The organism is Streptomyces sp. NBC_01006, assembly GCF_045162725.1.
GTDB lineage: Bacteria > Actinomycetota > Actinomycetes > Streptomycetales > Streptomycetaceae > Streptomyces.
In genome coordinates this window covers 8,141,000-8,165,301 of record NZ_CP108700.1, presented here as the reverse complement: position 1 = coordinate 8,165,301, position 24,302 = coordinate 8,141,000, and the positions used below count along the sequence as shown (strand labels likewise).

Genomic DNA, 24,302 nt, shown 5'->3' with positions numbered 1-24,302 from the left:
GTGGGGTGTGTCATGGGCGGTAGTCCACGGCACCCGCGTTCCGCGGCCAATCGATGTAGCGTACGGCTTAATGATCAGCTTCGTGCTCGGCGTCGAAGACCTCGCGGACACCCGGTTCGCGCTCTCGCCGCTGAACGAAACCGTCTTCAGCCTGCGGGTGCTGCGCGACCCGGGCCTGTCGGCGGTGCACCTGCCCTGGCGCAGGTCCGTGCTCGGCCGGCTCGGCGCGCTCGGCGCGCTCGATACCGAACTGCTGATGTCCCTGGTGGCCCGGAGGCGTACCCTCCCCGATTTCCTGACCCCGCGGCCCACGGGCTTCTGCCCCGCCTTCGAGGAGGAACTGGCACTCGTCCGCGCTGCCTCCGCAGATCTCGTACGCCGCGATCTCGCGGCCGCGCACGCACCGGATCCGCTCCCCGAGGCGCTGCTCGACGCCGCCGCCGGCGCGGACGACGCGCGGGTCCTGGGACTGCGCGATGCCGTCTGCGACCTCCTGCAGCGGTACTGGGAGGTCGCCGTCGAGCCGATGTGGCCGCAGATGCGGCTGCTGCTGGAAGCCGACATGACCTACCGGGCACGGCAGTTGGCCCTGGGCGGCGCCCGGCTGCTGTTCGCCGGCATGCATCCGAACCTGCGATGGCAGGAAGGCGTGCTGCACATCGCCCAGATGATCGGCAGGCACCGCGTCGCCGCGTCCGGTCGCGGGCTGCTGCTCGTACCGTCCGTGTTCGCGCACAAGCCCGCGCCACCGGTCAGCCCGGACGAGCCGCCGACGCTCGTGTACCCCAGCCGCGGAGTGGCGACGCTGTGGAACCGGGAGCCGGCCGCCGACGCTCCCGCTCTCGTGGCGCTGCTCGGCGCGCCCCGGGCCCGATTGCTCGGTCTCCTCGGCGAGCCGCTGCCCACCGTCGAGATCGCCCGCCGTTTCAGGGTCACCCCGAGTGCCGTGTCCCAGCACCTGCGTGTCCTGCACGCCACGGGCCTGGTGTCGCGGGCCCGTGACGGACGGCAGGTGCTGTACCGGCGCAGCCCGCTCGGCGACCGGCTGGCCGGGCCGCACCTCTGATCGCCCCGGCCCGCCCGCTACCAGGGCAGCTCCCGTACCTGCTGTACGCACAGCACCACGAACAGCAGTCCGGCGGCGGCCAGCATCACGTTGCTCAGCAGCCCGTTGCGCCAGTCGGCCGGCGTGCGTGAGCTGTTGAGCAGCCACAGCAGGGTGAGGGCCAGGAACGGCATGAAGAACGCGCCGATGACCCCGTACACGATGACGAGCCCGAACGGCTGGTCGAGGAAGAGCAGGCTGATGGGCGGGAAGGTGAGCCAGAGCAGGTAGGCCCGGAAGGCGAGGGACTTCTCGCGGCTCGTGCCGGCCGGGGCCAGGGAGGGGCGGTACTTCGTCACGAAGTCGGCGAACATCAGGCTCACCCCGTGCCACACCCCGATCAGTGAGGTGAAGGACGTGGCGAAGAAACCGGCGAGGAAGAGCTTGGCGGTCGGTGTTCCGTAGCGGTCCGCCAGGATGTCGGTGAGGTCGAGCAGCCCGCGGTCGCCCTTCGCGATCGCCACCCCGGAGGAGTGCAGCAGCTCGGCGCCGACGAAGAGCATGGCCACGACGAAGATGCCGGTGGTGACGTAGGCGACCCGGTTGTCGAGGCGCATCACCTTCATCCAGCCCGCGTTCGTCCAGCCCTTGGCGTTGACCCAGTAGCCGTACGCGGCGAGGGTGATCGTGCCGCCGACACCGCCGATGAGGCCGAGCGTGTAGATCAGCGAGCCGTCCGGGAGGACGGGCGCAAGGCCGGCGAGGGCCGCGCCGAGGTGCGGCGTGACCCGGATCGCGAGGTACACGGTGACCAGGAACATGACGCCGACCAGGACGGTCATGACCTTCTCGAAGACGGCGTACCGGTTGAACCAGACGAAGACCAGGCCCACCAGCCCGCACAGCACGGCCCAGGCCTTGAGATCCATCGTGTCCGGGAAGAGGGCGGCGAGAGGGAGGGCGCTGGAGGACATCGCGGCGGCGCCGTAGACGAAGCCCCATACGACGACGTACCCGGCGAAGTAGACCGTGGTCCAGGAGCCTAGGCTGCGCCAGCCGTCGAAGAGCGTACGTCCGGTGGCGAGGTGCCAGCGGCCGGCGGCCTCCGCGAGGGATATCTTGACCAGGCAGCCGATCACCGCCGCCCACAACAGGGTGTAGCCGAATTTGCTTCCCGCGATGAGCGTGGCCACGAGGTCTCCGGCGCCCACGCCGGTCGCGGCGACGACGATGCCGGGTCCGATGTGGCGCCAGCTCGCCTTGCGCGGTAGGTCGTTCTCGCTCTCCTCCGTGCCGGTCTGGAGGGTGTCCGCCATTCGTCCGCCTGCCGCCTTCCGGTGCTCGCCCGCCCGCCCCGGTGCCCCGGCGCGCCCCGGTCACCAAAGCCGCTCGGCGGTGGACGCGCAAGAGGCCCTCCCCGGCCGGGCCCCCGGACAGACCACGCGCCTCGCGCGCCGCCGCCGGGTGCATGACGATGCCTACATGGCCCAGGACAGTGCCGGCGGCGCAGCGGGCGCGGAGATCCCGAACGCGGAGCTCAAACACAACGCGATCGGGTTCCTCGACGCGCTCGTCATCGGCCTCAACTCCACCTCGCCCGCCTATTCGCTGGCCGCCGTCATCGGGCCGATCGTGGCGCTGGTCGGGATCTACGCGCCGGGTGTGATGCTGGCGTCGTTCGTCCCGATGCTGCTGATCGCCGCCGCCTTCTACTACCTCAACAAGGTCGACCAGGACTGCGGGACGACGTTCTCGTGGGTGACGCGTGCCATGGGCCCCTGGGCCGGCTGGCTCGGCGGCTGGGCGATCACGATGACCGGCGTCCTGGTCATCGGCTCGCTGGCCGACGTCGCCGTCCAATTCGGCCTGCTCGCCGCAGGCCTCGACGGCTGGGCCGCGAATCCGGTGATCCGCCAGACCCTCGCCGTCGTGGTGATCCTCGCCATGACCGCGATCTGTGTCATCGGCACGGAGCTGTCGGCCCACCTCCAGGACATCCTCATCCTCGCCCAGGTCTTCTTCCTCCTGGCCTTCGCGGTGGTCGCCTTCTACCGCGTGTACGCCGGGACCAGCACCCTCGACTCCATCGAACCCTCCCTCTCCTGGCTCAATCCCTTCGGTGCCGGCGGCGCCGCCCTCACCGGCGGGCTGCTGCTCGGCGTGTTCATCTACTGGGGCTGGGAGTCGGCGGTGAACCTCACCGAGGAGGTGAAGGACTCCGCCACCGCGCCGGGCAAGGCCGGCATCTGGTCGACCGTGGTGCTCCTGGTGACGTACCTGGCCGTCGGCTTCGCCGTCGTCGCGTACGCCGGAACCGCGTTCCTCGCCGCGAACGCGGGCGAGGAGGAGGCCATCTTCGCCGTGCTCGCGCACGAGGTGATGGGCGGCTGGGACTGGGTCGTGCTCCTCGCCGTCTGCACGTCCGCCCTGGCCTCGACCCAGACCACGATCATCCCGGCCTCCCGTACCGCCCTGTCCATGGCTCGCCGACACGCCCTGCCGCCGCCGCTCGCGCACATCCACCCGAGGTTCCGGACCCCGGACGTGAGTACCTGGTGGGTCGCCGCCATCGCCATCGCCTGGTACCTCGCCGTCAACCAGATCAGCGAGAACGCCCTCCTGGACTCGCTGACCGCGCTCTCCCTGCTCATCGCCTTCTACTACGCGCTGACCGGGGTGGCCTGCGCCGTGTACTACCGCCGCCACCTGCTGGAGAACCTGCACAACTTCCTGCTCATCGGTCTTGGGCCGGTGGTCGGGGCGGGTCTGCTGGCCTGGCTGCTGGAGGAGTCGATCAGCGACATGTCGAATCCGGAGAACTCGGCCAGCGGGGTCTCCTGGTTCGGTCTCGGCCCGCCGCTGGTGATCGGGATCGGGATCACCGTGGCCGGCGTGCTGATCATGTGCTTCTGGCGGGTACATGACGGCAGGTTCTGGCGGGAGCGGCGGGGCGTGGTCGACCCGGCACTCGTCCACGGCAAAGGGAGTCCCTGATGTCCGTGGTCCTGGGGTACGACGAGTCGCCCGGCGCGGAGCGGGCCCTGCACGTGGCCCTCGAGGTCGCCACCGCCTTCGGCGAGCCACTCGTCCTCGTCTACGGAGCCGCCGCGCCCGGCGCTGCCGGCGAGGAGTACCGGGCCCACCGGGAAGCCGTCCGCCAGGTCGGGCGCAGCGCCCTGGCCCGCGCCGTCGAGGCCGCCGACGAGGCCGGCGTCCCGTCGACGGTCGAGGTCGTCGACGAGAAACCGGCCCAGGCGCTGCTCGACGCCGCGCAGCGCCACCGGGCGCGGGTCATCATCGTCGGCAGCTGGGGTGACAGCCCGATCCGCGGCGCCCTGCTGGGCTCCACCCCGCACAAGCTGCTGCACCTGTCGCCGGTGCCGGTGCTGTGCGTACCGACGGCGGGCGACACCGAGCCGTAGGGAGTCCGGCACGGGCGGACGCGTGTCGACCGACGCGTGCCGCGGCTCACTCGTAGGACGTGAGAGCCTCCAGGCCGGGTACGACCAGGTGCGGGGTGAACTCGGTCACGGTGTGGTGGGCGACGCCGTTGACGACATAGGGGTCGGAGGCGAGAAGGCGGTCGAGTTCTTCGGCGGGCATCCCGGGGGCGAGATACACGCCACCGGCCAGTGACTTCTGCCGCCCGGCCACCAGGAGCGATCGGCGTGCGATCTGCTGCTTCAGCCAGTCGCCGTGGGCCGGCCTCCAGGGTTCTACGTCTTCGAGCGGCGCCGTGTAGGCAACGGTGACTATGAACATGCCCCGGACCGTACTGGATCACCAAGGACCGCTGCGAACCCTTTCACCCGGCGAGGGCGGCCGCGGCCGATTCGACGAAATCCCGGACGAGTTGCGATGAACGGCCCGCGCTCCAGGCGAGGCAGACCTGGCTGTCCGCGATGTCCTCGATCGGTACGTGGACCACGTCGGGGCGGGTGTAGAAGGTCACGACCGACACGGGCAGGACCAGGATCCCCTCCCCTGCGGCCACGTATTCCAGTTTCTCCTCGACCGTGTTCGCCACCAGGCGCGGGCGGGAATGCCGCTGCTCGGCGAGGCGCTCCGGCAGGTCCCGCCACTCCGGCACCGCGTCCGGGTCCTGCAGCAGCTGTTCCGCGGCGAGTTCGGCGATTCCGACGGACGCCTTGCCCGCCAGGCGGTGGTCGGCCGGGAGCACCGCGACCCTCGGTTCCGCGAACATCGGTCGCAGCCGAGGCCCTGCCGGTCGACGGGCATGCGGACGAAGCACACGTCCACCCGGCCGTCGAGCACCACCCGGGTCTGCTCGTCCCAGGAGGTACGGACCACGTCCAAGGCGAGGTCGGGATGGCGCGCCGCCATGGCGCGTACGGCCGCAGTGACGGTGACGCCCGGCATGAACCCCACCGTGAAACGCAGTTGCCCGCCCGCCGCCTCCGCCACGCGCCGGCACACCGCGTCGGCCGCGGCCAGCAGGCCCGGCGCGTCCTCCAGCAGTCTGCTGCCCGCGGCGGTCAGCTCCGTGGCCCTGCGGTCCCGGCGGAACAGCTGCGCCCGCAGCTCCTTCTCCAGGGCCCGGATCTGCCGCGACAGCACTGGCTGCGCGATGTGCAGCCGCTCCGCGGCGCGCCCGAAGTGCAGTTCCTCGGCCACCGCCACGAAGTAGCGGAGCTTCCTCAGATCGACGTCCACCCCGTCGTTATACCCGAGAAGTCCGTCCGGTCCTGACCCAGCCGCTGATACCCGAAGGGTATGACAGCAGGCCGGACAGGTCTTGGACGCTGACCCAGGGCAGGGGGCAGCATCGGAAGAGCCACCGGAGGCTCCACCCGTCCGTACTCAGCACCAAGAAGGCCATCCATGAGCACCACACTTTCCGGCCGCCGTGTCGTCATCCTCGGCGGCACGTCAGGCATCGGACTCGCCACCGCCTCGCTGGCCGCCCGGCAGGGCGCCCAGGTGGTCACCGTATCGAGCGGCACCGACAGCGCCGCCCGCGCGCTCGCCGCCCTCCCGGCCGGTACGTCGGCCGAAGTGGCGGACCTGCGCGATCCCGCGCAGATCGCCGCCGTATTCGAGCGCGTGGGCGCATTCGACCACCTGGTGTTCACCGCCGGGGAACCCCTCGCCCTCATGCGGCTCGACGAGCTGGACATCGATGCGGCGCGGGAGTTCTTCGCCCTGCGCTACTTCGGCGCCCTCGGCGCGGTGGCCGCAGCCGCTCCCCTGCTACGGCCGGGCGGGTCGGTGGTCCTCACCAGCGGCACCGCGAGCAGCCGGCCCGGACCCGGCTGGGCCGTCGCCGCGAGCATCTGCGGCGCCGTCGAGGCCCTGGTCAGGGCCCTGGCCGTGGAACTCGCCCCGATCCGGGTGAACGCCGTATCGGCGGGGGTGGTGCGCTCGCCGCTCTGGTCGCGGATCGAACCCGCCGAGCGGGAGCGGATGTACGAGCAGACCGGGGCGAGCCTTCCGCTGGGCCGCGTGGGCGAGGTCGCGGAGGTCGCCGAGGCGTACGTCTACCTGCTCCGGCAGTCGTACGCCACCGGCACCGTGCTGAGCGTGGACGGCGGGACCGCCCTGGCCTGACCGGGCTCACGCCGCGGCTTTGAGCAGCCCCGCGTCCATCAGGCGCTCGGCCCAGGCGTTCATCGCCGTACGGACCTTGCCCTCGTCGGTCTGCCAGGCGTCGGCGAGGGAGGACGCGGCCAGCTCCAGGAACCCGTCGTTGACCCGCAGCGCCACCCACATCGCCGAGCCGACCGGGCTGCAGCGGAACTCGCCGCGCTCTGCCGTCCGTACCTTCATCCGGCCGTCCGCCAGGGCCGTCCCGGTCACGCCGTCCGCCGCCACGATCCGCATGTCGTCCTCCTCGTTCAAGTCCGCCTCAGGTGCTTCAAGCATCGCGGCGCGACGAGGACTCGACCATGGGGCTAGCCACCCCCTCCGGGCTGCTGCCACCCACCGTCCGGCAGTCGGGCCGACCGGCCCCGGTCCGGCGGACGGCTGCAGCCCGTTACATCCCGTTCGGCTGGAGGACGGAGATGATGTTTCCGGCCGGGTCCTTGAACCAGGCGATCGCGGGGCCGGGCGTCTCCCGGGCGATTCCCTTCGCGTCCTGGTCGAACGCCTCGTACCGCTCGAACGACACACCGCGTGCGGCCAGTTCGTCGACGGCCCGGTCGATGTCGTCCACCGGGAAGTTCAACACCGTGAAGGTGGCGGGCTCGTGGTTCTCCTTCGGGTACAGCATCACCGCGGTGTCCCCTGCCAGGTGCAGGGTCAACAGACCGTTGTCCTCGGACACCCGCAATCCGAGCGTCTCGCCGTAGAAGCCCTTGGCGCCTTCGATGTCGTCCACCGAGTAGCCGCTGAATCCCTTGCTGTCTCCCAGCATGGTGGCTGCCCTCCGTTCGCCGCAGCTCATCCGGCATCGGCCCCCTGGCTCCAGTGTCCCTCCGAACGCACCGGGTCGCCCGACGGCCGCCGCTGCCGGGCTCGGTGAGCCCGGCAGCGGACGCGAGGGATCAGGCGAGGGAGATCTTGTCGCCCTCCACGGCTATCTTCGCCGCCGCCAGCGGCCGCGTCGCGGGCCCGCCGGCGACCGTGCCGTCCGAGATCTTGAACAGGCTCTGGTGGCACGGGCAGACGATGTTCCCGTCCTTCACGGTCGCCACCGAGCAGCCCTGATGGGTGCAGGTCGCCGAGAAGGCCTTGAACTGCCCGGCCATCGGCTGGGTGACCACCACCTTCTGGTCCTTGAACACCTTCCCGCCGCCGACCGGGATGTCCGACGTCTGCGCGAGTGCCTGCCCCCCGCCGCCCGCCCCACCACCGGCCGCGGCGCCCGCCGAGGGTTGGGCCTGTCCGTCACCGGGTGCGGTACCGGGTGCGTTGTCGGCTGCCGCCTCGGTACCGCCGTCGCTGCCGCAGCCGCTCAGCACGGTGCCTGCCAGCGTGGCGGCGCCCGCCGCGAGAACCGTGCGCCGACGCGTGGTGTCGCCCATTGCCGTATCTCCTTCTCGTACCGGAAGCGGACCGGAGCATCCCTTGCCACCCCAGCCTCAGCAGGAACACGCGGGAATGCGGCTCATGGTTCACCGCGTCCCCAACCGAATAGGACCGAACCGCGACGCGCGCTCCCGCGTGTGCAGGGTGTGACTACGACATCCTCCGACCTGCGCGCGCGAGCGGCCGAGTACGCACTCCTGCCGCTGCGCCTCTTCCTCGGGATCACCTTCGTCTACGCCGGGCTGGACAAGCTGACGGACACGGCGTTCCTGTCAGCCGCCGGTGACGGCTCGATCGCACAGCAGATGGAGGCCGTACGGGACTCCGCCGCCCTCCCGGGGCTGGTCGAGCTCTCCTCGCACGAGCCGGTGGGCTTCGGCATCGCGATCGCCCTCGGGGAACTGGCCGTCGGACTGGGCGCCCTGACCGGGCTGCTGACCCGCGTCGCCGCTCTCGGCGGCGCCCTGATCTCCCTGAGCCTGTGGCTGACCGTCAGCTGGCCGACCACCCCGTACTACTACGGCAACGACCTCGTGTACCTGATGGCCTGGATCCCGCTGATCCTCGCGGGCGCCCCCGCCCTCTCCCTCGACGCGCTGCTGCACCGCCGCCGCGGGCGGCGCGCGTCCGGATCGAGGCGGGCGAGGGCCGGCCGCCCGAACCCGGTCGCGGCAGCCCCGTCCTGAGCCGCCCTCAGCCGTCGGCGCCGGGACCGGCCGCGGCCGGTCCCGACGGTCGTGCCCGGGGCGCGCGCGGCGCGGCGTCGAGCAGCGCCCACACCCGGCGTCCGTCGGGCGCGACGTCGCTGCCGCAGCTCACGACGGCGCGCAGGGCGGCGAGTTCGGTGAGTACGGCGTCCTCGCCGGGGGCGGCGCCGGCGACGTGGCTGAGCGCGACGGCGAGGATGCGGTGGTCCTGGTCGGCGAGGTGGACGCTGATCCGCTTCCCGCCGTCGGCGACCGCCGCCTGGACGAGACGTCGTACGGCGGCGTCCAGGTCCGGCTCGTCGAGGTGTGCGTACCCCCAGGCCCGGACCGTTGCCGTCGCCTGGGCGCCGGCCTTCTTCGCTGCCCACTGGTCCGCGCGGAACGTCAGCCCCGCGGTCCGCCGGTTGCGGATCTCCATCCGCGGGCGGGCCCGGTCCACGGCCTGGCGACCCGGCTGCCGCGCGACGGGCCGGTCTCGTGACGCTTCGACGGGCGTACGCGGCGGGGAGGACGGCGGCACCTTCGGCCCGCCCGCTTCAGCCGGTGTCGTAGTCATGCGAACACGCTACGCGCACGCACCGGTTATCCGAAAGCCCGCAGGTCCGGAGCGGGCCGACGGCCAGGCGCGGCCGCACCGCGGTTCGGCGAACTCGACGTACCGCCGGGCCCGTCAGCCCAGTGCCATGGTGACGAGCGCGGCGGTGACGGTGATCGCCGCGCAGGTCACCAGTAAGGGCCGTGCCGTCGTCAGCACCCAGCCGATGCCGCCGCAGCAGGCGCCGTCCGCCGCCGCGTCCTCCCGTAATGCCGGGGTCTCACCACCTGTCGCCTCGCGCAGGAGGGCGCAGTGGGCGCACTCCTCCGTACCGTGGAGGGAGGAGTCGGAGTCGATCCAGTACGCGCCGTTGAGCTCTGCGAAAGAAACATCAGGGGACACGACTGGACGCGTAGAAGCTGCTTCCATGACCGCCAAACGGGCGGCCGGCGGCGGAAGCAACGGTGGCCGCCGCATCCGAGACCGGATCGTCACTTCTGCGCCCGCTGCCGCGCCCGCGCCCGCGCGCTGCCGGGCCTCCGACCGGCGCGCCAGCGCGCACAAGCGCCACCGGGCCTGCTAAGACACCCTGCGACGGATACCCCCGCTCCGAGGAGTCACGACATGGCACAGGTGCGCGCCGACGGTGTGAACCTCTTCTACGAAAGGACCGGTACGGGCGATCCCCTCGTGCTCGTGCACGGCTCCTGGACCGACCACAGGGTCTGGCAGCCCGCGATCCACGCCGATGTGAAGGCGAGCTTCGCCGTGGTGGCGTACGACCGCCGGGGGCACGGCGGGAGCGACCCGGCGCCGGGCCAGGGCACGCGGCGGCAGGACGAGGACGACCTGGCGGCGCTGATCGAGGGGCTGGGGGATGCCCCGGCCCACGTGGCCGGCAACTCGTTCGGGGCGTCGGTCGTGCTGGGGCTGGCCGCGCGCCGTCCCGAGCTGTTCCGGAGCATCACCGCCCACGAGCCGCCGCTCGTCGGCGTCGTCGCGAACGACCCGGCGGTGCTGGCGCAGTTGCAGCCGACGATGACCTCCGTCGACGCCGTACTGGACCACCTGCGCAAGGGCGAGGACGGGCCGGGCGCCCGGCTGTTCGTGGAGGAGGTCGCGATGGGGCCCGGCATGTGGGACAAGCTGCCGCAGGACATGCGGGAGGCGTTCGTGGCGCACGCCCAGACCTGGCTGGACGAGCAGTCCGACCCGCAGTGGGCCTCGCTGGACCTCGACGGGCTCTCCGCGTGCACCGTACCGGTGATGCTCAGTGGCGGGACGGAGAGCCCGGGGTGGTTCGCGGCCGTGCTCGACCGGTTGACCGAGACCCTGCCGCAGGCCCGGCGCACCACCTTCGACGGCGCCGGTCACATGCCGCATGTGACGCATCCCCAGGACTACGTGGCCGCCCTGACCCGCTTCATCCGGGAGGCCTGACGCCGGCTCAGGGGGCGGATCACTGCTCGGCCAGCGTGAGCCACAGGGGGCGGAGACCGGACGAGTGGTGGCGCCGGCTCCGCTCGACCGCATCGCCGACCGGTTCAGCATCGGTACCGCGCTCGCCCGCCCGGACGTTCAGGCGGCCTGGAGGGCGGCCGCGCCGAAGGACACGTTGAAGCGGTCGCACCAGATGGTGACGCTGGAGTACTCGGTGAGGTTCACATCGGCCGGGATCTCGTAGTTCTGGTCGCCCTTGTTGCCCTTGAGCTTGCCCAGGCTCACGTACTTGCCGTCGTCGAAGACGAACCAGCCGTCCGCGCCCTCCTTCACCGGCGCGTCGGTCAGCCACACGCGCAGGTCGGGTCCGCTGCTGGTGTCGAGGTTTTCGAGGCGGAGCGTGCGCGAGCCGTCGGGCAGCCTGATGAGCTTCACCGTGCCGGTGGTGCTGTGCTCGTGGCTGATCAGCGAGCCCTGGGCGATGGTCCGAGGTCCCGGCGCAGGGGCGGCTCCCGGCCGCGCGGAGCCGGGCGCCGGCGCGGTGGAGGCGGTGGGGAGTGCCTCGTTGACCGTGGAGTTCTGCCAGAGCTTCCACGGCTGGGCCCAGTACAGCCCGGCGCCCAGCACCAGCGTCGCCGCGATCAGCACCCCGGCCAGCAGCCGGCGGCGTCGACGCCTCCCCGCGCCCGTCCCCGACACCGCGCCCGTCGTCGTCCCCGTCATGGCAGCCCCTCTTCGTCGTTCCGTTCCCCCACATTCAATGCGGCAGGAGATCCGGGAGCCAGGATCTGCGGATGACGAAAGTCTTACGCCGACGGCCGGGGTGATCGTCAGCCTCCTGCCCCGTGGTCATTAACCCTCCCCGATCCGTTCCTTAAGGCGGCCTCAAGAACGCGCGAGCGGGGCCCGAACCGCACATTCGTCCGTTTTGCGGCCGCTAGCGTGCTGCTCGAACCTCATCCCCCAAGCACAGAGGCAGGTCCTCATGGCTGGCCATTCCCATCGCCGTACGACGAGTGCCAAGACGAAGGCGGCCGCGGCACTGGCCGTCGCAGCGGCCGTCGGGGGCACCGCCCTGGCACTGACCGGTACCGCACAGGCGGCGTCGGTCGGCGCGACCTTCACCAAGGCGAGCAGCTGGACCACCGGTTACACCGGGCAGTACGTCGTCACCAACCACAGCGGCGGATCGCTCAAGGACTGGACCCTGGAGTTCGACCTGCCCGCCGGCACCTCCCTCGCCTCCCTCTGGAACGGCGAACACACCGTCAGCGGGCAGCACGTGACGGTCAAGCCGCCCCGTTGGGACACGGCCGGGCTCGCGGCCGGCGCCTCCGTCACCGTCGGGTTCGTGACCAACGCGAGCGGGAACCCGGGCAGTCCCACGGGGTGCCTCGTCAACAAGGAGAAGTGCTCTCCTGCCACCGGGCCGACGCCCAGCCCGAGTGGCAGGCCCACCACCGCGCCGACGGCTTCCGCCTCGCCCACCGCCAAGCCGACGGCCGCACCCACGGCGACGGCCACGGCGAAGCCGACCCCGACCGAGGCCCCGACCGTGCCCCCGGGCGGCGGCAGCACCACGCCGGCCGGGTTCGCGCCGTACGTGGACACCTCGCTCTACCCGGCCTTCGACCTGCTGGACACGGCGGCCAAGACGGGGGTGAAGGAGTTCAACCTGGCCTTCATCACCTCCGGCGGCGGCTGCTCCCCGCTGTGGGGCGGGGTCACGGCCCTCGGGGAGGACCGGGTCGCCTCGCAGATCTCGGCCCTGCGGGCCAAGGGCGGGGACGTCCGGGTGTCGTTCGGCGGTGCGTCCGGCTCCGAGCTGGGCCTGGTGTGCGCCTCCCCCGCCGAACTCGCCGCCGCATACGGCAAGGTCGTGGACACCTACCGGCTGACCAAGGTGGACTTCGACATCGAAGGCGCGGCGCTGCCCGACACGGCGGCGAACACCCGGCGCGCGCAGGCCATCGCGCAGCTGCAGAAGTCGCATCCCGGGCTCGACGTCTCGTTCACCCTGCCCGTGATGCCGGAGGGGCTCACGCAGCCGGGCGTCGACCTGATCGCCAACGCCAAGCGGAACGGGGTGGCGGTGTCCGCCGTCAACATCATGGCGATGGACTACGGCCCGGCGTACAGCGGCGACATGGGCGGCTACGCCATCCAGGCGGCCACCGCGACGCAGGCGCAGATCAAGGGCGTACTGGGCCTGAGCGACGCGGCAGCGTGGAAGGCGGTGGCCGTGACACCGATGATCGGGGTCAACGACGTCTCCAGCGAGATCTTCAAGGTGGACGACGCCAAGCAGCTCGTGGACTTCGCCCGCTCCAAGGGCCTCGGCTGGCTGGCGATGTGGTCGGGAGCCCGTGACAAGCAGTGCCCGGGCGGCGCGAAGAACTCCGCCGACGCGACGTGCTCGTCCATAGTCCAGGAGCCGCTGGCCTTCACGAAGGCCTTCGCCGCCCGCGGTTGAGCCCGCTGTCGTCATCCGGACGGCGAACCCCGGCGGTCGGCCCCCGGAGTGCTCCGGAGCGTCACGATCGTGAAGAGGGCGCCGTCCGGGTCGACCAGGGTGATCCGGCGGCTCGTGGGCGTGGTGTGGACGGGTGTCACGGCGCGGCCGCCGAGCCGGGTGGCGGTCTCCACGGCGGCTTCCAGGTCCGGCACGTCGAAGTGGACGTGCCAGCGCGGCCGGACCTGGGGGTCCGGGGCCTCTTCGACGGCTCCGCCGCTGATCACGGCGACGGTGTCGCGGCCGCGGCGGACGACGACGTGGTCGTGCTCGAACGAGACGTCGCAGCACCCGGAGCGCTCACAGGCCCAGTCGAGGACCTCGCCGTAGAACACGGCCGCCGCGAAGGCGTCCCGGGTGCGCAGTTCGAGCCATGCGGCGGCGCCGCCGGGATGCGCCGTCCAGTCGGGGATCACCTCGCCCTGCCAGAACCCGAAGACCGCGCCGTCGGGGTCGGCGGCGAGCGCGGCCCGGCCGGTCCCGAAGGCCAGCGGGCCCACCGCCATCGTGGCACCGCGCTCGCGCACCCGGGCGGCGGTGACGTCCGCGTCGTCGACGGCGAAGTACGGGGTCCACGCCACCGGGATCCCCAGGCGCCGGGCCAGCCCGCCGAGGCCGGCGACCGGCGCCCCGTCGCGCATCGCGACGGAGAACCCCTCGCCGAGGCGGGTGGGGCGGAACGCCCAGCCCAGCACGGCGCCGTAGAACTGCTGCGCGGCATCGAGGTCGCCGGTCATCAGGCTGACCCAGCACGGTGCCCCGAACACCTCATGGCTTGACGTCGACACCGGCTCCGACCTCCCTCGACCTCCCCCCGACCCACCCTAGCCCCGGGTCGCGCGGCCGGCTCCGAGGCCGGGCCGCTCGGGTCCGAAGACGGTGTAGGCCGTACGGGGCAGGGGCGCGGCCGGGAGGAACCGGCGGGAAGCCTGGGGGAACCCGCCTCGCGTACGGTGGTGCCGTCTTGATCCGTGTGACGCGTGGTGCCGCCGAGTCCGGGAAGGCTGGCACGTATGCCGGAAGTCATCGTCACCGTACGAACCCTCGTCAACCGCCGCCGGGAGCCCGTCGTCGTACAGGCCGTCCGCTCGACGGCGGCGGCCGTCGTGTCCTACGTCGTCGCGCTCTGGCTGAGCAGCGAGCCGGCGCCGCTGACCGCACCGCTGACGGCGCTGCTCGTCGTACAGGTCACCCTCTACACCACCCTCACCACCGGGATCCGCCGGGTGAACTCGGTCGTCGCGGGCGTCCTCGTGGCCATCGGGTTCAGCGCCCTCGTCGGCCTCACCTGGTGGAGCCTGGGGCTGGTCATCCTGACCTCGCTCGTCGTGGGCCATCTCGTACGGGTGGACGAGTTCGTCCCCGAGGTCGCGATCAGCGCGATGCTGGTGCTCGGGGTGACGCAGGTGGCGGCCACCGCCTGGGACCGGGTACTGGAGACGCTGATCGGAGCGGTCGTGGGGCTCCTGTTCAACATCTTCCTCGCGCCACCCGTGTGGGTGGCACCGGCGAGCGAGGCGATCACCTCGCTCGCCGGCCGCATGCGCGACCTGCTGGTCCACCTCGGCGGCGAGCTGGCGGAGCACACCCCGGTCGAGAAGGCGGCCGCCCGGCTGCACGAGGCCCGGCGGCTGGACAACGACATCGCGCACGTGGACGCGGCGCTGCGGCAGGCCGAGGACAGCCTGCGGCTCAATCCCCGGGTGAAGGAGGGGCTCCTCTTCCGCCTCGTGCTCCGCACGGGCCTGGACACCCTGGAGATCTGCGCCGTGGTCCTGCGCGTCTGCTGCCGCACGCTGACCGACCTCGCCAAGACGCGTACGGACGGCGCCCTCTTCCCGGACCACCTCGCGGAGGCGCTGCGGGAGCTGTTCGCGCACATGGCGAGCGCCGTCGAGAGCTTCGCGGTACTGATCACCGCGCAGATCAGCGCGAGCGCGGAGGAGGCGGAAGTCCGGCTGACGCAGGAGCTCGCGGCGGCGCGCGTCAGCCGCGAGCGGGCCGCGCGACTCCTGCGGGAGGAGGCGCGGGCGAGGCCCGGGACGTGGCAGTTGTACGGGGCCCTGCTCGCGGAAGCCGACCGGGTACTGGACGAACTGGGCGTGGAGAAGCGCTCCGAACGGCTCGTGGAGGAGCTCGACCGGCACTCGCGCACGCAGCGCGCCCGGCGCCCGCGGCTCAGCCGGCTGTGGCGCGACCGCTCGGCCGAGGACCGGTAGGACGCAGGCCGGCCGGGCGCCGCGGCGCGGCGCCGGTCAGCACCAGCGGACGGGCGTGTAGTTGTGCACGAAGCGGGCCGAGACCCAGCCGGGCTCGCCGTGCAGCCGGTACCAGATGTTGTTGCCCTCCACCGAGTGGCCCTTGGCCTGGCAGGACAGCTGCACCTTCTCGAACGGGTCCAGCGAGCCGAGCACCTTCGCCGACGTCGTCGGCCGGGCCCGGACGTAGAGGGATACGCGGCTGACCACCTCGCCCTGCACGTGCGCGTCCCGAGCGGCCTCGGCGAGCGCGGCCGCGTTCGGTGCCGGGTGCGCCGCGCCCGCTTGCGCGGCGGCCGCCGGCACCCCGGGGAGCAGAAGCCCCAAGCCGAGGCCCACCGTGGCCATCGCGATCACCGTATGTTGGTTCATCCGCTGCCCCATGCACCGTCTCCCGTTCCCTGGCAGGCGTCTCCGGCCAGCCGCTCGGCCGGCCTGCGTTCGACCTTGCCCCGGGAGACAGCGCCCGGTCCGGCGGCGTGCCGCCCACTCGCTCGTATGGCGCAGTGCTTGGCCGCCGGCGGGTGGGGGCCGTCGTCAGTAATAGTGCTTGCGACCTCCCACCGCGTGCCCGACAGCGCCGAGGACCCAAAGAATCAGGCCGATGACGACCAGGATCAGGCCGATCGTCCACAGAATCGAGATTCCGAAGACGAACCCTAGGATCAGCAGGATCACTCCGAGGACAATCACGACTACCTCCCAGCGTCCCGGCAACTCAGCGCACCAGGACACCCTGCGTGTACCATCCACGGCGCGTTTCATGCCTGGAGGACGCCCGCGATTCAGCCGGGCTCCGAGTAGCTGAAGTCGCCCATCGTCCAGGCGCTGACGTCCTTGATCGCGATCCGGTACATCCCGCCGGTCTCGGGGATGCCCACGGTGCCCTGAAGGATCCGGGCCACGTGGAAGTGCAGGTAGGAAGGTGGCGGGAGTGCGCTGCGCGCGGGATCGCCGTCTTCGGCGTCCATGAACAGGCTCGCGAACGTAACGAGCCGGTCCGAGTCCGCCAGGACCTCGGCCACCCGCCGGCGCCACGCGCTCTCGGGAGCGAGGCGGCCGGTGATGACGGCGCCGTGTACCAGGACGGTCAACGACATCTGATTGGTCTGCTGCGACTCCACAGCGGCAGCGATGGCGACGAGCAGGTCGTCAGGCTTCGACATGGGCAGGAATGCTACAAGCATCCGGCCCCGAAGCCGGGCGTGTTCACCCGTGTGCCGAGGCGGCGGAGCTTCAGGTGGCGAAACCGATGTGCACGTGGTCGTGGTGCGTGGCGTCGGAGAAGAACTGGTTCGGCCGGGTTCCGCCCGAAAGCCGTACGGGGCCACCGACGTTGTACGAGCCCGCGGCCGCTGCCGCGCGCATGAACGCGGTCACGAGGCTCCGCGGTGTCGCGGGGTCCACGACGGGATGGCCGTCGACGGCCCAGACGTCGAAGGCCCGGCCGACCGGGTGGTCGCTCGGCCGACCGGTGCCGAACACGTTCAGCGGATGTCCCGACCGGACCACGCTGACCGACATCCGGTAGGTGTCCGCGAGCCGGAGCATCGCGCGCAGCACGCTCTCGTGCACCTCGCCGCTGCGGACGTCCGCGGCCGAGTCGGGCGGCAGCTCGATCCGGGGCCGGTCGAGCACGGCCCGCGCCGAGGCACCGAGGGGTGCCGCGGGGCCCGGGTGCCCGGGGTGCAGCGCGGTGACGGCCCAGCCGGTGGAGGTGCGGTCGAGGCGTACGTCGACCGTGGTTCCTCCCTCGCGGACGGTGGAGCCGGTCCGGGTGGACTGGGCGCAGGGGACCAGGACGCTCGCCGTGTCGGGCAGGAGGCCGCCGTACTGGGCGTCGATCACGCGGACGGCCGCCTGGTCCGCGGCGGGTGTCAGCGGGCCCGCCTCGGCTGCGAGCCGGGCGGCCAGTGGCGCGGGGATGCCCAGCGCCGCGGCCCGCGCCGCGGCGTTGCGCGGGCCGCCCCCGCCCGGCGGCCAGGTCCCGAGCGCCTCGACGAGCCGTACGGCGGCGAGTTTGGCCGCGGGCTGGATCTCGCCCGGCCCCGGCCGCCACGGAGCCGCGGCGGTGGCGCGTGCGGCCCCGGCAGGCGTACGTACGCCTGCGGCGGGCGGGGTCTCGGCCGACGGCCCCCTACCCGGCGCGCACCCGCCGGCAGCGGCGCACCAGGCAGCCGTGCCGAGCAGGAGTGAACGGCGCCCGACACCGCAGGACTCGGTCGCGTGCGGCGCGGGACGAAGGACCTGGGCCATGGCCGGCTCCTCGGGCATCCGGGTACGGGAGGGGACGGGACGGAACACGATGGCCGTCTCCACCGACCGCCATGGGCAACTTCGCACTCCCCCGCCGGTTCCGGCCCCTTCGCCTTGTCCGGCCGCAGCCTTCTCCCCCGTACGGGTGTCCCGCGTCCGGCACTTGCCCGACGCGTGGCTACCGCCGCAGCGAGGAGGTGTCGTCGGCGAGCAGGGAGAGGAGGCCGGCGACCTCGTGGCCGGCTTCTGCGGGGTGCCGGAACATCGCCCCTTCGGCGATTTCGTAGCGGTTGCGCCTGCCGTCGCGCGAGCGGGTCAGGTAACCGTCCGTTTCGAGGTCGGCGACGATCGCCTGGACGGTCCGCTCGGTGAGTCCGCACGTGACCGCGACATCGCGCAGCCGGACGCCGGGATCGCGGGAGATCGCCACGAGGACCCGTGCGTGGTTGGTCAGGAAGGTCCAGGACGGACGGCGCTCTGAGCTGCTTTCCATGAATCCATCATGCGCCGCACCATTCGTGTGAGACAAGTCGCGTAAGGAAGATCGCGTAACACAAGACACGTAATGAAAGACGCGAGACTCTTTTCCTGTAATCCTTGACGCATGACGCCGCGCGGCGCACGATCGAGATGGCAGCGATCCGACTGGGCCAAGGGAGTCGGGAGATGTCTCCAGCTCGGGAACCCAAGACGTCGGCACGGACGGACGACGTACGGTCGACCCTCCATGTGGAACCGGACGGCACGGGCGGCGCACTCGTCGTCCTCGCCGGAGAACTCGATCAGGACTGCGCCTCGGAACTCCGGGACGTCCTGGTCTCCGCCCTGAGCGCCTATCCCAAGGGACTGGTGCTCGACTTGGCCGACGTCACCTTCTGCGACTGCGCGTGCTTGAACGTCCTCCTGCGCGTCCGCCTGGAGGCAGGCGTCGATCACGTCCACCGTGCGCACCGCTTCAGGGTCCGGAACATCAGTGCCCGGGTATCCCGGCTGCTCGACTTGACGGGCACCCTCGCGTACTTCCCCAACGGCTCCGGCCCCGGCTAGGTTCAGCGCCCCCGCTGCGCCTGCGCCGACCCGTCGTGGAACGCACGCAGCGCGCGGGCCGGAACCGGCGCCACCTCGAACCAGACGGTCTTCCCGCCGTCCCGCGGCATCACTCCCCAGCGCCTGGCCAGCAGGTCCATCACCATCAGGCCGTACCCGCCGGGCAGCCCCAGCAGGGCCGGGGTCCGCAGCCGCGGCATCGTACGGCTGGCGTCGCTGACCTCGATCCGCAGGTCTCCCGCTCGCCGGAGCGCACCATCCGGTCCGGAGGGGCCGAGCCTCAGTACGAGCTCCGTGGGGCCTCCCCCGTGCCTGACCGCGTTGGTCACCGCTTCGGAGACCAGCAGCAGAACGTCCTCGACGACGGCGCCCCGTTCCTCGTCCGTGAGCCCGCCGAGGTGTTCGGGTTCGGGCCAGGCCCAGTCCTCGATCGCGCTGCGGCAGAAGGCCCGGGAGCGCCCGACCACCGTGGCGGCGCCGTACAGGCCGAGCCGCCTCGTTCGGGCACCTGATCCCTTCTGCTCGTTCATGAATGGCCCCTACCCCGCATGTCGGGGTGAAACCTGCATTCATTCAAAAGTGCAACCGATAGCCTTAATTAGTCGCTAGTCGCCCCACGGTAGGATGGCGGTCATGAACGAGACGACAGGGCGCCGCGAGCGCAAGAAGGCCCAGACGCGCAAGGCGCTGGCGGACGCCGCCCTGCGGCTCTTCACGGAGCGCGGCTTCGACAACGTGGGCGTCAGGGACGTGGCCGAGGCGGCGGACGTGGCGGTGACGACCCTGTTCAAGCACTTCCCGAGCAAGGAGGCGCTCGTCTTCGACGAGGACGAGGGCCAGGAGGCCGCGCTGGTCGCGGCCGTACACGACCGGGCCCCCGGCCGGTCCGTCCTCCACGCCCTGCGCGACCACCTGGCGCAGACGCGCATGGCGGCCGGTCGGGACACCCCGGAGTTCAGCACGTTCGTGGCACTGGTGGACTCGACCCCCGCCCTGCAGGAGTACAGGCACCGGATGTGGCTGCGGCACGAGAAGGCCCTCGTCACCGCCCTCACGGAGGCCACCGGCGCCCCCGAGGGCGACATCCGCACGGCCGCGCTGGCCCGGTTCGTCATGGAGAGCCCGAGCCTGGTCCGCGGCCACGCGGACCCGCAGAAGGCCCTGCGAGAGGTGTTCGACCTCTTGGAACACGGCTGGGGGAACGCCCCGTCCTGACCGGGCCGAGGTGTGGGGCGGGGACGGCTGGGCAGGCGCGCGGGTGGAAGCCACCGAGCGGAACGGAGGAGCGAGACGCCATGGTCAATCTGTGGATCTACCGTGAGACATCGGGACGCCTGGCGGGGACCGACCTGACCGGCTGCAAGGTCGAGGCGCTGGACGGCTCCATCGGCAAGGTCGACAAGCACTCGGACGAAGCCGCCGCGTCCTACCTCGTGGTCGACACCGGTCCGTGGATCTTCGGCAAGCACGTGCTGCTGCCGGCGGGCACCGTCAGCCTCGTCGACATGGACGAGCACAGGGTCCACGTCGACCTCACCAAGGAGCAGATCAGGTCCGCCCCGGAGTTCGACAAGGAGAAGCACCTCGGGGACCCCGAGTACCACAGCACCCTGAGCGGCTACTACCGGGGCATGTCGCACCGGGCCTGAGCCCGGGCGCCGCTTGCGGTCCGACAGCGCCTACGAGCCGCGCCTACGCACCGTTGCCGGGCTCGGCCGCGTGCCAGACCGTCTTCGCGTTGCAGAACTCGCGGATGCCGTGACCCGACAGCTCGCGCCCGTACCCCGAGCGCTTCACACCGCCGAAGGGCAGGGCCGGGTGGGAGGCGGTCATGCCGTTGAAGAAGACGCCGCCGGCCTCGATGTCCCGTACGAAGCGCTCCTGTTCCGCCTCGTCGCGGGTCCAGACGTTCGAACTCAGGCCGAAGGGGGTGTCGTTGGCGAGGTCCACCGCCTCGTCCAGGTCCCGCACCCGGTACACGGTGGCCACCGGCCCGAACGCCTCCTCGTGGTGGATGCGCATCTCGGGAGTGATCCCGGTCAGGACGGTGGGCTCGAAGAACCAGCCCTGCGCCAGGCCGTCCGGCAGGCCCGTCGGCCGCTGCCCACCGCAGAGGGCCGTCGCCCCGCGGCGTACGGCGTCCTCGACGAGCGCCTCGACGTCGGCACGCCCCTGCTCGGTGGCGAGCGGACCGACGTCCGTGGACTCGGACAGCGGGTCGCCGACGGTCAGCGCGGCCATCCGGGCCGTGAAGGCGCGAGTGAACTCCTCGTGGACGTCGGCGTGTACGAGGAACCGCTTGGCCGCGATGCAGGACTGGCCGTTGTTCTGCACCCGGGCGGTGACGGCGACAGCCGCGGCCCGTTCGACGTCGGCCGACGGCATCACCACGAACGGGTCGCTGCCGCCCAGCTCCAGGACGGTCTTCTTCACCTCGTCGCCGGCGACCGCCGCGACGGCCCGGCCGGCCGGCTCGCTGCCGGTGAGGGTCGCCGCCGCGACCCTGGGATCGCGCAGGATCCCCTCGACGGCTCGGGAGGACACCAGCAGCGTCTGGAACACCCCGTCGGGGAAGCCGGCGCGCCCGAAGAGATCGCCCAGGTAGAGCGCCGTCTGCGGCACGTTCGACGCGTGCTTGAGCAGCCCCGCGTTGCCCGCCATCAGAGCGGGAGCCGCGAAGCGGACCACCTGCCAGAGGGGGAAGTTCCACGGCATCACGGCGAGGACCACTCCGAGGGGCCGGTAGTGGACCCGGGCGCGGGAGGCTCCGGCGTCCGCCACCTCGGCCTGCGCGGGGTGCTCGTCGGCCAGCAGCTCCTCGGCATTGCGCGCGTACCAGCGCATGGCCTTCGCGCACTTCGCCGCTTCGGCTCGGGCTGCGGCGAGCGGCTTGCCCATCTCCATCGTCATCGTGCGGGCGATGTCGTCCTGGTCCTGGTCGAGCAGGTCGGCCGCGCGATCGAGGAGGTCGGCGCGCTCGGGGAACCCCGTCGTGCGGTAGCTCCGGAAGGCCGCGTGCGCGGCTGCCAGGCGCTGCTCGATCTGCTCGGCGTCCAGCTCGTCGAAGGTCTTGAGCGTCTCGCCGTTCGCGGGGTTGACGGTTGCGATGGGCACGTCCGGCCCTCCTCGTCCTCGATGCGTCGAACCGAACCGGACCGTACCGGCCCCGTCATCGGTCCGCCCGGCGGACCGCGGTGGCGTGTCCGTCCGGGAAGCGGATTCACTCGATCGCCGGGGCCGGCCGTCGGCCACGGCCAAGGTATCTAAGTCGTTGCTTATATAAGTGAGGGGTGGCATAGTGGCGGGTGTGCACGCCTTTGATGTACTCGGAGACCCCGTGCGGCGCCGGATATTGGAGCTGCTCGCCGCCGGTGAGCAGCCGTCCGGGGCTGTCAGCGAGGTGATCCGGCAAGAGTTCGGGATCTCCCAGCCCGCCGTGTCGCAGCACCTGCGGGTGCTGCGGGAGAGCGGCTTCGCCGTGGTACGGGCGGAAGGGGCCCGGCGGTTGTACGCCGTCCAGGCCGAGCCGTTGCGCGAGGTCGACGCCTGGCTGGACCGGTTCCGCGGCTTCTGGGAGCAGCGGTTGGACGCGCTGGGCACGGAGCTCGCGCGGGGCCGCCGCGAGCGGCGGGAACAGGAACGAGGAGAGGCGCGATGAGCGACATCGTCGGACAGATCAACGACATCCACCGCGAGGTCGGCCGCCGCGAGGCGGGTGGTGAGGAGGCGCGGACCGTACTGCTGCGCCGTACGTACCCGGCCGGCGTCGAGGACGTGTGGGACGCCTGTACGAGCCCGGACCGGCTCGGGCGGTGGTTCCTCCCGGTCAGCGGCGACCTGCGGCCGGGCGGGCGCTATCAGCTGGAGGGGAACGCGGGCGGGGAGGTCCTGCGTTGCGAGCCGCCGAAGCTGCTGCGGGTGAGCTGGGTGATGGGCCAGGCGCCCGGGTTCAGCGAGGTGGAGGTACGGCTGTCTCCCCAGGGCGCGGAGCGGACCGTCTTCGAGCTCGAACACGTTGCGGTGGTGGACCCGAAGTTCTGGGGCCAGTACGGGCCGGGGGCGGTCGGTGTCGGCTGGGACCTCACCGTGCTGGGGCTCGGGATGCACCTGGCGGGCGATTCCGTGCACCCGTCGGAGGCGGTCGCGTGGATGGCGTCGGACGATGCCCGGGCGTTCATGACGGGCAGCAGCGAGGCCTGGGGCGAGGCGCACACGGCCTCCGGCGAGTCGGCGGCGGCCGTGGCCGCGGCGGTGCGCGCGACGACCGAGTTCTACGTACCCCCGAAGGCGCAATAGCCGGCCCGGCGAGGGCCTACGCGTCCCGGATGCGGCCGACGCCGGCCAGCAGCGCGCTCAGGGCGAGCAGGACCACGGCGCCCAGACCGGCCGCCCAGGGCGAGTTCGCGCCCTCCAGCGCCGGGGACACCCGGTGCCGGGGGTCGTAGGCGACGCGGATCTCCCCGCCCGCGGCTGCGATGCGCCGGTCGCCCGTGAGCTCGTCCGGATAGCCGCCGGGGCAGTTCAGTACGTGGCGGTAGACGATCCTCTCGCCCGGGAGGCCCTCGCCGGCGGAACTCGTCTTCTGCTCCTGCACATCGCGTACGGCGCACAGCGCGACCTCCGCACGCGCCGCCGCCTGATCCGTGGCCGTCACGGTGAGCAGCAGCCCCAGGGCCAGGAAGAGCGCCCCGAAGACGCTCCGGCTCCCGCCGACGCACGCGAAGTACACCACCGAGGCGCCGACGACCAGGACCGCTCCGCCTGCCAGCGCGACCGTGCCGGACGGCGCCGAGGCGTCGGCGTAGCACCAGTGCGCCCAGCCGTACAGGGCCGCGGCCGCCACGACGGGCACCGACGCGGCGAGCCCCCGCACCCGCGGCTCGGCCTCTGGCATGAACACCACCCCCCTCCCCCGCAGGGACGCCGCAGGGCGCACGGATGGTTTCCGGGTGCACCCCGCATCACGGGCGGCCGCGGCGTACGCCGGCGCCACCCGCGACACGGGGCTCGGGACCGGCGGTTCAGCAGCGGGGGCAGGCGTCGCGGATCACGCGCCAGGTGAACGTGGTGGAGCCCGTGGCGCCGACCGCGTCCTTCGCGGTGACCGTCACGGTGCGGATGCCGCTGCCGCGCAGCACGCCGGAGATCAGCCCGGTCGAGGCGTTGATCGTGAGGCCGGTCGGCAGGTTGACCGCCGACCAGGCGTACGGGGTCGTGCCGCCGGTGGCGGACATCTGCAGTCGGGCGCCGTCGTACTGGTAGTTGACCTGGTTGCCGGGGAAGGCCACCGCCGGGGCGGCGGCCACCGTGGTGACCGTGGGCGCGGCAGGCTGCGCGGCAGCCACGGCCGACGAGCCGACGGGGGCGGCCAGGACGGCCGCCAAGCCCACGGCCAGGACCGCCAATCGACGCGGAACACGCTGGTTCGATCTCAACATGACCTCCGAACTCGCTTTGTGGACAGCTGCGTTCAAGGTGCGATGGGACGCCGGAATCCTACGCACAGGTGTGC

Annotated in this window: 31 protein-coding genes and 1 pseudogene; 13 read left to right on the top strand and 19 right to left on the bottom strand. The window is 72.0% G+C overall.

Translation table 11 applies throughout. The annotated features are described in order from the left end of the window. Nucleotides 1-70 precede the first annotated feature (70 nt). Nucleotides 71-1,066, top strand: a complete 996-nt coding sequence (locus tag OG509_RS37150) for an ArsR/SmtB family transcription factor (RefSeq protein ID WP_406186977.1) — start codon at nt 71-73, stop codon at nt 1,064-1,066. 17 nt (nt 1,067-1,083) lie between these two features. Here OG509_RS37150 and OG509_RS37145 read toward each other — a convergent pair whose 3' ends face one another. Next, nucleotides 1,084-2,361 carry an Nramp family divalent metal transporter gene (locus tag OG509_RS37145; protein WP_406186976.1) on the bottom strand — a complete coding sequence of 426 codons (1,278 nt, stop codon included), beginning with the start codon at nt 2,359-2,361 and terminating at the stop codon, nt 1,084-1,086. 166 nt (nt 2,362-2,527) lie between these two features. Between OG509_RS37145 and OG509_RS37140 the strand changes: the two genes are divergently transcribed. Both OG509_RS37140 and OG509_RS37135 read left to right on the top strand, forming a co-directional pair. After that, complete coding sequence (locus OG509_RS37140) at nt 2,528-4,039, top strand: APC family permease (protein ID WP_406186975.1); 1,512 nt, start codon at nt 2,528-2,530, stop codon at nt 4,037-4,039. Then, entirely contained in the window at nt 4,039-4,467 is a 429-nt protein-coding gene (locus OG509_RS37135) for a universal stress protein (RefSeq protein WP_406186974.1), read from the top strand. The genes OG509_RS37140 and OG509_RS37135 overlap by 1 nt, the downstream gene beginning before the upstream one ends. Nucleotides 4,468-4,513: 46 nt before the next feature. Here the strand turns inward: OG509_RS37135 and OG509_RS37130 are convergent, their stop codons facing one another. Beyond that, a complete protein-coding gene (locus OG509_RS37130; RefSeq protein WP_406186973.1) occupies nt 4,514-4,807 on the bottom strand; it encodes a YciI family protein in 294 nt (97 codons plus the stop codon). A 43-nt stretch (nt 4,808-4,850) separates the two neighbouring features. Then, nucleotides 4,851-5,680: pseudogene (locus tag OG509_RS37125) on the bottom strand (LysR family transcriptional regulator). A 207-nt stretch (nt 5,681-5,887) separates the two neighbouring features. Here OG509_RS37125 and OG509_RS37120 point away from each other — a divergent pair. Beyond that, entirely contained in the window at nt 5,888-6,613 is a 726-nt protein-coding gene (locus OG509_RS37120; protein ID WP_406186971.1) for an SDR family oxidoreductase, read from the top strand. A gap of 6 nt (nt 6,614-6,619) precedes the next feature. Here OG509_RS37120 and OG509_RS37115 read toward each other — a convergent pair whose 3' ends face one another. The 3 genes from OG509_RS37115 to OG509_RS37105 form a co-directional block, all read right to left on the bottom strand. Next, the gene (locus OG509_RS37115; RefSeq protein WP_406186970.1) at nt 6,620-6,886 is read right to left on the bottom strand and encodes a PqqD family protein; all 267 of its coding nucleotides are present in this window, start codon (nt 6,884-6,886) and stop codon (nt 6,620-6,622) included. A gap of 154 nt (nt 6,887-7,040) precedes the next feature. Further along, nucleotides 7,041-7,421 carry a VOC family protein gene (locus tag OG509_RS37110; RefSeq protein ID WP_406186969.1) on the bottom strand — a complete coding sequence of 127 codons (381 nt, stop codon included), beginning with the start codon at nt 7,419-7,421 and terminating at the stop codon, nt 7,041-7,043. 130 nt (nt 7,422-7,551) lie between these two features. Continuing rightward, nucleotides 7,552-8,031, bottom strand: a complete 480-nt coding sequence (locus OG509_RS37105; RefSeq protein ID WP_406186968.1) for a Rieske (2Fe-2S) protein — start codon at nt 8,029-8,031, stop codon at nt 7,552-7,554. Between the two features lie 150 nt (nt 8,032-8,181). Here OG509_RS37105 and OG509_RS37100 point away from each other — a divergent pair, with 150 nt between their 5' ends. Beyond that, nucleotides 8,182-8,721, top strand: coding sequence for a DoxX family protein (locus OG509_RS37100; RefSeq protein ID WP_406186966.1), 540 nt, complete (start codon nt 8,182-8,184; stop codon nt 8,719-8,721). Between the two features lie 7 nt (nt 8,722-8,728). On the opposite strand, the gene OG509_RS37095 is transcribed toward OG509_RS37100, so the two are convergent. Both OG509_RS37095 and OG509_RS37090 read right to left on the bottom strand, forming a co-directional pair. Then, the gene (locus OG509_RS37095; RefSeq protein ID WP_406186965.1) at nt 8,729-9,298 is read right to left on the bottom strand and encodes a hypothetical protein; all 570 of its coding nucleotides are present in this window, start codon (nt 9,296-9,298) and stop codon (nt 8,729-8,731) included. A 114-nt stretch (nt 9,299-9,412) separates the two neighbouring features. Continuing rightward, a complete protein-coding gene (locus OG509_RS37090; protein WP_406186964.1) occupies nt 9,413-9,679 on the bottom strand; it encodes a hypothetical protein in 267 nt (88 codons plus the stop codon). A 222-nt stretch (nt 9,680-9,901) separates the two neighbouring features. On the opposite strand from OG509_RS37090, the gene OG509_RS37085 reads away from it, so the two are divergent. Next, nucleotides 9,902-10,717 carry an alpha/beta fold hydrolase gene (locus tag OG509_RS37085; RefSeq protein ID WP_406186963.1) on the top strand — a complete coding sequence of 272 codons (816 nt, stop codon included), beginning with the start codon at nt 9,902-9,904 and terminating at the stop codon, nt 10,715-10,717. A gap of 138 nt (nt 10,718-10,855) precedes the next feature. Here the strand turns inward: OG509_RS37085 and OG509_RS37080 are convergent, their stop codons facing one another. Beyond that, entirely contained in the window at nt 10,856-11,440 is a 585-nt protein-coding gene (locus OG509_RS37080) for a DM13 domain-containing protein (protein WP_406186962.1), read from the bottom strand. 262 nt (nt 11,441-11,702) lie between these two features. Here OG509_RS37080 and OG509_RS37075 point away from each other — a divergent pair, with 262 nt between their 5' ends. Continuing rightward, on the top strand, nt 11,703-13,190 hold the full coding sequence (locus tag OG509_RS37075) for a cellulose binding domain-containing protein (protein ID WP_406186960.1): 1,488 nt from the start codon (nt 11,703-11,705) through the stop codon (nt 13,188-13,190). Between the two features lie 11 nt (nt 13,191-13,201). Here the strand turns inward: OG509_RS37075 and OG509_RS37070 are convergent, their stop codons facing one another. Continuing rightward, on the bottom strand, nt 13,202-13,966 hold the full coding sequence (locus OG509_RS37070; protein WP_387282770.1) for a VOC family protein: 765 nt from the start codon (nt 13,964-13,966) through the stop codon (nt 13,202-13,204). A 276-nt stretch (nt 13,967-14,242) separates the two neighbouring features. Between OG509_RS37070 and OG509_RS37065 the strand changes: the two genes are divergently transcribed. Beyond that, nucleotides 14,243-15,448 (top strand): FUSC family protein, encoded by a 1,206-nt coding sequence (locus OG509_RS37065; protein WP_406186959.1) that lies wholly within the window; start codon nt 14,243-14,245, stop codon nt 15,446-15,448. A gap of 36 nt (nt 15,449-15,484) precedes the next feature. On the opposite strand, the gene OG509_RS37060 is transcribed toward OG509_RS37065, so the two are convergent. From OG509_RS37060 to OG509_RS37040, 5 genes are all read right to left on the bottom strand, one after another. Then, the gene (locus OG509_RS37060) at nt 15,485-15,859 is read right to left on the bottom strand and encodes an SH3 domain-containing protein (protein WP_406186958.1); all 375 of its coding nucleotides are present in this window, start codon (nt 15,857-15,859) and stop codon (nt 15,485-15,487) included. A 165-nt stretch (nt 15,860-16,024) separates the two neighbouring features. Beyond that, entirely contained in the window at nt 16,025-16,180 is a 156-nt protein-coding gene (locus OG509_RS37055; protein ID WP_220461305.1) for a DUF6131 family protein, read from the bottom strand. 92 nt (nt 16,181-16,272) lie between these two features. Beyond that, entirely contained in the window at nt 16,273-16,653 is a 381-nt protein-coding gene (locus OG509_RS37050) for a hypothetical protein (RefSeq protein WP_406186957.1), read from the bottom strand. Between the two features lie 70 nt (nt 16,654-16,723). After that, a complete protein-coding gene (locus tag OG509_RS37045; RefSeq protein ID WP_406186956.1) occupies nt 16,724-17,791 on the bottom strand; it encodes a hypothetical protein in 1,068 nt (355 codons plus the stop codon). Nucleotides 17,792-17,921: 130 nt separating this feature from the next. After that, a complete protein-coding gene (locus tag OG509_RS37040) occupies nt 17,922-18,236 on the bottom strand; it encodes a helix-turn-helix transcriptional regulator (RefSeq protein ID WP_406186955.1) in 315 nt (104 codons plus the stop codon). A 173-nt stretch (nt 18,237-18,409) separates the two neighbouring features. Here OG509_RS37040 and OG509_RS37035 point away from each other — a divergent pair, with 173 nt between their 5' ends. Then, complete coding sequence (locus tag OG509_RS37035; protein ID WP_406186954.1) at nt 18,410-18,790, top strand: STAS domain-containing protein; 381 nt, start codon at nt 18,410-18,412, stop codon at nt 18,788-18,790. A 2-nt stretch (nt 18,791-18,792) separates the two neighbouring features. Here the strand turns inward: OG509_RS37035 and OG509_RS37030 are convergent, their stop codons facing one another. Beyond that, nucleotides 18,793-19,320 carry an ATP-binding protein gene (locus OG509_RS37030; RefSeq protein WP_406186953.1) on the bottom strand — a complete coding sequence of 176 codons (528 nt, stop codon included), beginning with the start codon at nt 19,318-19,320 and terminating at the stop codon, nt 18,793-18,795. A 103-nt stretch (nt 19,321-19,423) separates the two neighbouring features. Between OG509_RS37030 and OG509_RS37025 the strand changes: the two genes are divergently transcribed. Next, nucleotides 19,424-20,005 (top strand): TetR/AcrR family transcriptional regulator, encoded by a 582-nt coding sequence (locus OG509_RS37025; protein WP_406186952.1) that lies wholly within the window; start codon nt 19,424-19,426, stop codon nt 20,003-20,005. An 80-nt stretch (nt 20,006-20,085) separates the two neighbouring features. Further along, a complete protein-coding gene (locus OG509_RS37020) occupies nt 20,086-20,439 on the top strand; it encodes a PRC-barrel domain-containing protein (protein WP_406186951.1) in 354 nt (117 codons plus the stop codon). Between the two features lie 43 nt (nt 20,440-20,482). Here the strand turns inward: OG509_RS37020 and OG509_RS37015 are convergent, their stop codons facing one another. Beyond that, nucleotides 20,483-21,904, bottom strand: a complete 1,422-nt coding sequence (locus OG509_RS37015) for an NADP-dependent succinic semialdehyde dehydrogenase (protein ID WP_406186950.1) — start codon at nt 21,902-21,904, stop codon at nt 20,483-20,485. 184 nt (nt 21,905-22,088) lie between these two features. Between OG509_RS37015 and OG509_RS37010 the strand changes: the two genes are divergently transcribed. Both OG509_RS37010 and OG509_RS37005 read left to right on the top strand, forming a co-directional pair. Beyond that, nucleotides 22,089-22,448: an ArsR/SmtB family transcription factor gene (locus OG509_RS37010; protein ID WP_406186949.1), complete on the top strand. Its 360-nt coding sequence runs from the start codon at nt 22,089-22,091 to the stop codon at nt 22,446-22,448. Next, entirely contained in the window at nt 22,445-23,086 is a 642-nt protein-coding gene (locus tag OG509_RS37005) for an SRPBCC family protein (protein WP_406186948.1), read from the top strand. The genes OG509_RS37010 and OG509_RS37005 overlap by 4 nt, the downstream gene beginning before the upstream one ends. 16 nt (nt 23,087-23,102) lie before the next feature. Here OG509_RS37005 and OG509_RS37000 read toward each other — a convergent pair whose 3' ends face one another. Further along, entirely contained in the window at nt 23,103-23,684 is a 582-nt protein-coding gene (locus tag OG509_RS37000) for a hypothetical protein (protein WP_406186947.1), read from the bottom strand. Between the two features lie 127 nt (nt 23,685-23,811). Beyond that, on the bottom strand, nt 23,812-24,180 hold the full coding sequence (locus OG509_RS36995) for an Ig domain-containing protein (protein WP_406186946.1): 369 nt from the start codon (nt 24,178-24,180) through the stop codon (nt 23,812-23,814). Nucleotides 24,181-24,302: the final 122 nt, after the last annotated feature.